The 6,355-nt window shown below is 72.6% G+C and carries 5 protein-coding genes; 3 read left to right on the forward strand and 2 right to left on the reverse strand.

The window, feature by feature from the left end:
- Positions 1-464 precede the first annotated feature (464 nt).
- The 3 genes from ABD743_RS17965 to ABD743_RS17975 are packed head-to-tail and all read left to right on the forward strand — an operon-like array spanning position 465 to position 4,233.
- Positions 465-2,765, forward strand: a complete 2,301-nt coding sequence (locus tag ABD743_RS17965) for a transglycosylase domain-containing protein (protein WP_344723237.1) — start codon at positions 465-467, stop codon at positions 2,763-2,765.
- A gap of 16 nt (positions 2,766-2,781) precedes the next feature.
- On the forward strand, positions 2,782-3,018 hold the full coding sequence (locus tag ABD743_RS17970) for a hypothetical protein (protein WP_241039039.1): 237 nt from the start codon (positions 2,782-2,784) through the stop codon (positions 3,016-3,018).
- Between the two features lie 60 nt (positions 3,019-3,078).
- The gene (locus ABD743_RS17975) at positions 3,079-4,233 is read left to right on the forward strand and encodes a DUF3500 domain-containing protein (RefSeq protein WP_344723238.1); all 1,155 of its coding nucleotides are present in this window, start codon (positions 3,079-3,081) and stop codon (positions 4,231-4,233) included.
- Between the two features lie 25 nt (positions 4,234-4,258).
- Here the strand turns inward: ABD743_RS17975 and ABD743_RS17980 are convergent, their stop codons facing one another.
- Both ABD743_RS17980 and ABD743_RS17985 read right to left on the reverse strand, forming a co-directional pair.
- On the reverse strand, positions 4,259-4,921 hold the full coding sequence (locus tag ABD743_RS17980; RefSeq protein ID WP_344723239.1) for a nucleoside/nucleotide kinase family protein: 663 nt from the start codon (positions 4,919-4,921) through the stop codon (positions 4,259-4,261).
- Positions 4,918-6,355, reverse strand: a 1,438-nt coding sequence (locus ABD743_RS17985; RefSeq protein WP_344723240.1) for a SpoIIE family protein phosphatase, incomplete at its 5' end; no start/stop codon positions are given. The genes ABD743_RS17980 and ABD743_RS17985, both read right to left, overlap by 4 nt.

Raw genomic sequence — 6,355 nt, forward strand, 5'->3', positions numbered from 1 at the left:
ACCGGGCACCGAGCCTGCTGGTCCTCCACCCAGGAGCACCGCAGCGACACTCACAGATCTATCGCGCGAGCGCGCCGCTCGTAGGAGCCTGAGCCGGCAGGTCCCTTCCATGCGGGCAGGCCGGGCCGGTGGGCGAGCGGCCTGTTCGTCCGGTTCTATCGCGCGAGTGTGCCGTTCGTTCGGCCCGATCCGGTCACGGTCGGTAGGCGTCGATGAGCTGATCGCTCAGTTCGAGTGTCACTCGTACGAGTGGTCTCCGTGCTGTCCGCATATCGATCCCGGCCGCCCTCCGTTGGACCCCTCGGTCGCCGCAGACGAGCGCGGCGCTCGGAAGGACGGTCGGACGTTTGGGCGGAGCAGGCACCCCGCGACCCCCCCGTCCGACAGGCCCCACCGAGCGTCGTCCCGCGCGCCGGCCGGGGATGCCACCGCAGCGGGCCCGGCGAGCGACCGAACCCGCAGGCGTGGGTTCGTGGCAGCACCCACCGGGCCGGCCGCGGCTTCCCGGCGTCCTCGACGACCACCGCGTCCCTGGGCCCACGGACGTCATTCCCGTCGTCGGCGCTCCCGGCCGCGCACGCCCCGGCATCCGGTGGCCACGCCCGTCGAGATCCCATGGCGACCGCGGACGGGCGCCGACGCCGTGGTGGCGCCGCCCGCGATACCTGCTGATCGGCGCGGCCGCCGCCCTGGTGCTCGGCCCGGTGCTCCTGCTCGCGATCGGCTTCCTCGTCTTCTCGGTGCCGAACCCGGACGAGGCGGTGAACAACCAGGTCGCCACCGTGTCGTTCCTCGACGGAGAGCAGCTCACCCGGCTCGTGCCGGAGGAGGGCAACCGCACGAAGGTCCCGATCGAGCAGGTGCCGCTGCACGTCCGCCACGCGGTGCTCTCCGCTGAGGACCGCTCCTTCTACTCCAACCCGGGCTTCGACGTCACCGGCATCCTGCGAGCGGTGTGGAGCCAGCTGCGCGGTGGTGTCGGCGGTGGCTCGACCATCACCCAGCAGTTCGTGAAGAAGGCGCTGGTAGGGGACGAGCAGACGCTCTGGCGCAAGTACAAGGAGGTGATCCTCGCGATCAAGATCTCCCAGGAGCGCAGCAAGGACCAGATCCTCTCCGACTACCTCAACACGATCTACTTCGGGCGCGGCGCCTACGGCATCCAGTCCGCGGCGCAGTCCTACTTCGGCAAGAACGTGCAGGACCTGACGCCCAGCGAGGGAGCGCTGCTCGCCGCGGTGATCCAGTCCCCGTCGCGCTGGGATCCCGCGGTCAACCCGGAGCACTCGGTGGATCGCTGGAACTTCGTGCTCGACGGCATGGTCGCCGAGGGCTGGCTCGAACCGCCCGATCGGCAGGCCGCCCAGTTCCCGCACACGGTGCCCCGTAAGACCGCATCGGGCGGCGTCCCGTCCGACAACCGGGGGCACATCGTGTCCGCGGTGAAGGCGGAGCTCGAGTCGCTGGGGATCTCCGAGGAGGACCTCGCCCAGGAGGGCCTGCGCATCACGACGACGATCGACCCGCGACGCCAGGAGCAGGCCGTCACGGCCGCCCACGACGTGCTGAGCGGCCAACCCGTCAACCTGCGCAGCGCGATGGTGGCGATCGACCCGCAGACCGGCGGGGTGCTCGCCTACTACGGGGGCGACAACGGGCTCGGCCTGGACTACACGAAGGTCCGCCGCCTCGCCGGGTCGACGTTCAAACCGTTCGTGGTGCTCGCGGGTCTGCAGCGCGACCCGCCCGTCGGGCTGGGCGAGAGGTTCGACGGCGAGGAGCTGCCCGGGCTGCGCAACGCCGAGGGCGCCGACTGCGACCAGTGCGACCTCAAGCAGGCGATGACGGTGTCGAACAACGTCGTCTTCACGACCCTCGCGAAGCGCGTCGGTCCCGAGGCCGTTGCGGCTGCCGCTCGCTCTGCCGGCATCACCGCGCCCATCGACGACCCGACCGAGGGCATCGCGCTGGGCAACAAGGAGGTCAGCCCGATCGAGTTGGCGTCGGCGTACGCGACGATCGCGGCCGGTGGGGTCTGGCGCCAGCCGCACCTCGTGACGTCGGTCGTCACCGCCGACGACCGTGTGCTCTACCAGGCCGCCACCGACGGGGAGCGGCGGTTCCCCGAGCGGGTGGCCCGCAACGTCGCCGAGTCGATGATGGACGTCGCCGCGCACGACGATCTGTCCCTCCCGGGCGGACGACCGGTGGCGGCCAAGACGGGCACGGTGCAGTCCCGGTTCGAGGGGCAGAACAACGATGCGTGGATGGCGGGCTTCACCCCGTCGATCGCCTCGGCGGTGTGGATGGGCACGGACATGAACTCCCCCATCCGTACCGCGCGGGGCACGCCGATCGAGGGCGCGACGCTGCCGGGCGAGGTGTGGCACCAGTTCATGGCGGAGGCGCTGGACGACGAACCGGTGGAGCCGTTCGCCCCGTTCCGACCCATCGGCGAGGCCCCCTCCACCGCGGAACCAGGCGCGGCGACGTCCACGCCGCCGACGTCGGAGTCCGGCGCGCCGCCGACACCCACCGGCGTCGCCCCGTCGGGAACCGCCCCCTCCCCGCCCGGTGAAGAGGACGAATCTCCTGGTGAGGGTCTGTTCGGCGGCCCCGAACCCGCGCCGGAGCCCGATCCTCGTGCCGCGCCGGACGCCACGAGCCCGCCACCGCGCGCGGGGTTGTTGTTTCAACGGGAGCCCGCGGAGTCCGGTACCGCTCCGGACTGCTCGGCGTCCGCCTGCGACGAGAGCAGCCGGTAGGCCTAACCTTGACGCTGTGGCCGCGGGGGGTGGCGAGCGCACGTTCGAGGTGCTGACCTGGCTCTCCGAGCGGGGCATGGTGCTGTACGTGCCCGAGATCGAGGCATCCACGACCGTCCCCGCGATGCCCGACGCCGACGTCGCCGTCCGGTCGCTCATCGCCGACCTGACCGGGCTCGACCCGTCCGCCATCCGGTGCGACATCCGCCCTGGGCGCCCCCGCGGGTACAGCGGCCCGGCGTCGTTCGGCTGAGCGGCCCGCGCCTCTCCCGATCACGATGTTCGACGGCGCCTGACGACGTACTGTCGCGGCATGGTGCTGGCAGCGACCGACGCGACCCGAGACGTCGCGGACCGGATGGCCGAGGCGGCGGGCGAGTGGCTCGAGTCCCTCGACCCGGAACAGCGAGGGGTGGGTTCCGGCGCCACGCCGGGCGCGGACGACCCGTCCGACGCCGAGCGGCTCCGCTGGTTCTACACGCCGACCGATCACGGCGGTCTCACCCTCCACCAGCAGCGCCCCGCTCAGCAGCGGCTCGCGATGCGGCTGGTCGCCACGGGGCTGTCCACCGCCGGGTACGTCACGGCGGCCACGGTGATGGGCCTGGAGAACGTGCTCGACCACGTCGAGGGCTTCAGTGCGACGTTCGGCCGGGACCGTGGCCGCGACCCGGGCATGTACTTCCTGCGAGTGTTCGGGGAGCCCGGCGGAGCAGCACCGTGGGGATGGCGGTTCGGCGGCCACCACGTGTCGCTCAACAACCTGGTCGTCGACGGCCGCGTCGCCGCCACCACGCCATGCTTCCTGGGCGCCGACCCTGCCACGTCGCCGTTGCTCGGCGGGGCGACGCTGCGACCTCTCGGGGCACCGGAAGATCTCGCGCGCGAGCTCGTGCGCTCACTGCGGCCCGAGCTCGCCGAGCGGGCGCTGCTGCTCCCCCACGCCCCCACCGACATCGTCGGGGCCAACCGGTCCCGCATCGGCGACGGCGACGAGGCGAAGCCGCTCGTCGACGTGTGGCGGGGCCGGTTCCCCGACCCGGAGCAGCAGGAGAACCTGCGCAGACGCAGCGCCCAGTCCGAAGCCGACTCGGGCGTCGACCGCGACGGCCATCGGGCACTGGCGCTGACCAGCACCCCGAAGGGTGTGCCCGCCTCCGAGCTCGACGCCGGGCAGCGGGAGCTCCTGCTGCAGTTGCTCGCCACCTACCTCGGTCGCGTACCCGACGAGATCTCCCCGCTCCCGAACTACCGCGACCCCGCGGCGCTCGACGAGGTGCATCTCGCCTGGGCCGGTTCCACGAACCACGGTGAGCCGCACTACTACCGGCTGCAGGGCCCGCGGCTGCTGACGGAGTGGGACAACACGCAGCGCCAGGTCAATCACGCCCACTCGGTGTGGCGCGACCCGGAGTCCGACTTCGGCCTCGACGTCCTCGCGGCACATCGGTCGGCCCACCACCGCTGAGCCCGAGAGCCGGTCGGGAAACAGCTCAGCTGACCGCGGGCAGCGACTCCAGCACCGTGGCCGGCACGATCAGGTCGGCCCGGTGCCTGGTGGCCTCCACGAGCGCGGCGTTCGGCTCGTCCACCGCGGCCACCCACGCCGCGGCGCGGGCGGGTTCCTTCCCGAACGCGACGTGGCGGGCGGTGAGCTGGGCGAGTCGGACGTCCGGGCGCGGGTCGCAGAACCACACCTCGTCGAGCTCAGGACGGACGTGGGCCCACTGCCCGTGGTCGAGCAGCAGATAGTTGCCCTCGGTCAGCACCAGCCGCGCCGTAGCGGGCACCGCGATGGCGGCGGCGAGGGGTTGTTCGAGGTCACGCTCGAACGCGGGCGCGTAGATCACGTCCTCCGCGGGGGCGCCGGTCTCGTCCACGGCCCGCAGCCTGCGTAGCAGCGCGACGTAGCCGCCGACGTCGAAGGTGTCGGGTGCCCCCTTGGCGTCCCGGCGCCCGATCGACTCGAGCGCCACGTCGGCAAGATGGAATCCGTCCATCGGCACGTGGGCCACGGAGTGACCGGCCATCCGCGCGAGCAGCGCAGCCACGAGGGTGGACTTGCCTGCGCCCGGGCTCCCGGTGATGCCGAGGATCGCGCGCCGGGGTCCGGCGGCGAGCGCGGCGGCCCGCCGGACGAGGTCGTCGAGGATCATCCGGACTCCGCCACCCGCAGCGCGAGGACAGCGATGTCGTCCCCGGTGTCGGCGATGGTGCCCCGCACGAGGTGGTCGCAGAACTCCGGAAGCGGCAAGGGGACGCCGCGGCGCACGAGGTCGAGCAGGGCCCTGCCCGCCGCGTCGGCGTGGTCGCGACGCCGCTCGAACAGTCCGTCGGTGTAGAGCAGCAGCGTCGACCCTGGCGGGATCTCGGCGACACCGTCGTGGCGGCGCGTGCCGGGATAGAGCCCGAGCACGAGGTCGACGCGGCTGGTGAGCAGCCGTGCGTCCCCGTCCGGGCCGACGAGGATCGGCGCGGGGTGACCCGCGTTCGACCAGCGGAACACCGCGCGCCCCCCGGAGATGCCGAGCCGCCCGTAGACGAGCGTGGTGAACCGCGTGACCTCCAGCCCGGAGAGCACCCGGTCGAGCCTGGCGAGCACCACGGACGGCGCGGCGTGGCTGTCGTGTGCGAGTCCCCGGAGCATGCTGCGCAGCTGGCCCATCGCGGCCGCGGCGGGCAGGTCGTGACCCTCGACGTCGCCGACACCCACCGCGAGGTCGCCCCCCGGCAGCGTGAACGCGTCGTACCAGTCGCCACCGACCTGCAGTTGCGCCGCAGCGGGACGGTAGCGGGCCTCGATCTCCACGCCGGGATAGCGCGGCGGCTCGGACAGCATCGCCTTCTGCAGCGCCAGCGACACCTCGCGGCTCTGCTGGAACGCCATCGCGTTTTCGACGGCGGCCGACGCACGCGACGCGAGCTCCCGGACGAGTGCCAGGTCATCCGCGGTGTAGGGCGACCGGTCGCCGCCTGCGAGGAACATCAGCGCCGCCACGACCGCGCCGCCGGAGAACACCGGCGCGATCAGCAGCGAGTTGATCTCGACGTCGATCCCCCACTGGAGCTGCTCCTGCGGGACCCGCCACTGTCCCGACGTGTCGGGCACGGTGTCCAAGCTGGGGGAACCGGAACGGACGCAGCGGACGAGCGGGTGCTCCGCGGGGAAGGTGAAGCGTTCGGCACTGGCCGGGATGGGGGGAACCCCGGCGGCCCTGCGGGTGACCGCCCTGCGCCCCGAGAGCGGCCCCTCGGCCGGCGCCCCCTCGGCGACCTGCCCCTGGGGCGGCAACGGGTCGGGGTCGAGAAGGAACACCCGGCACACATCGGCGAACTGTGGGACCGTCGCCTCGGCCAGCGCCACCAGCTCTCGCTCGGGATCGAGTGCGGCGTTCATCGCGTGCGTGGCCTCCGCCAGCACGGACAGCCGCTCCCGGATGCGCATCCGGTCGTCGACATCGGTCTCGGTGCCCACCCATTCGACGACCCGGCCCGCTGAGTGGACGGGGACGGCGCGCATGCGGAACCAGCGGTAGCTCCCATCGACCGTCCGCAACCGATAGGTGCGGATGAAGACCGTGGCGGGTTCG

This window comes from Pseudonocardia yunnanensis (assembly GCF_039534065.1).
In the GTDB taxonomy this organism is placed as follows: Bacteria; Actinomycetota; Actinomycetes; order Mycobacteriales; family Pseudonocardiaceae; genus Pseudonocardia; species Pseudonocardia yunnanensis.

What these genes read in the sequence shown, in the direction of transcription:
- ABD743_RS17975 (WP_344723238.1), top strand. Translation starts at nt 3,079, where the DNA reads ATGGTGCTGGCAGCGACCGACGCGACCCGAGACGTCGCGGACCGGATG.
- ABD743_RS17980 (WP_344723239.1), bottom strand. Translation starts at nt 4,921, where the DNA reads ATGATCCTCGACGACCTCGTCCGGCGGGCCGCCGCGCTCGCCGCCGGA.